5 tRNA genes are annotated in these 613 nt (G+C 48.8%); all 5 read left to right on the top strand.

The features are described from left to right. The first annotated feature begins 11 nt into the window (after positions 1 to 11). The 5 genes from L4D79_RS29900 (at position 12) to L4D79_RS29880 (ending at position 595) form a co-directional block, all read left to right on the top strand. Positions 12 to 96, top strand: a tRNA-Leu gene (locus L4D79_RS29900). Between the two features lie 37 nt (positions 97 to 133). Then, positions 134 to 208, top strand: a tRNA-Gln gene (locus L4D79_RS29895). A gap of 42 nt (positions 209 to 250) precedes the next feature. Beyond that, positions 251 to 335, top strand: a tRNA-Leu gene (locus L4D79_RS29890). Between the two features lie 58 nt (positions 336 to 393). Continuing rightward, positions 394 to 468 (top strand) — tRNA-Gln (locus L4D79_RS29885). Positions 469 to 510: 42 nt separating this feature from the next. Then, positions 511 to 595, top strand: a tRNA-Leu gene (locus tag L4D79_RS29880). Positions 596 to 613: the final 18 nt, after the last annotated feature.

Below are 613 nucleotides of genomic sequence, written 5' to 3'. Positions count from 1 at the left end.
CAGCACAAAATGCGGAAGTGGCGAAATTGGTAGACGCACCAGATTTAGGTTCTGGCGCCGCAAGGTGTGAGAGTTCAAGTCTCTCCTTCCGCACCATTCTCTCTGGATTCAAGTCTCTGTAAAGAGCATCTGCAGGTCTATCGCCAAGCGGTAAGGCAGCGGCTTTTGATGCCGCCATTCCCTGGTTCGAATCCAGGTAGACCTGCCATTATTAAACTTAACGAGTTTCTTCGGAAGATTCGGTAAGTATGCGGAAGTGGCGAAATTGGTAGACGCACCAGATTTAGGTTCTGGCGCCGCAAGGTGTGAGAGTTCAAGTCTCTCCTTCCGCACCATCATTCTTTGATTGGGTTTTGGCCTAATTGAGAAAAAGTCTCTGAAAAGAGCAACTGCAGGTCTATCGCCAAGCGGTAAGGCAGCGGCTTTTGATGCCGCCATTCCCTGGTTCGAATCCAGGTAGACCTGCCATTATTAAACTTAACGAGTTTCTTCGGAACATTCGGTAAGTATGCGGAAGTGGCGAAATTGGTAGACGCACCAGATTTAGGTTCTGGCGCCGCAAGGTGTGAGAGTTCAAGTCTCTCCTTCCGCACCATCATTCTTTGATTTGATT

Origin of the sequence: Photobacterium satsumensis, assembly GCF_050336935.1 — a bacterium.
GTDB lineage: Bacteria > Pseudomonadota > Gammaproteobacteria > Enterobacterales > Vibrionaceae > Photobacterium > Photobacterium satsumensis.
Note: the sequence above shows the minus strand (reverse complement) of the source record. Positions and strands in the feature narration are given on the sequence as shown.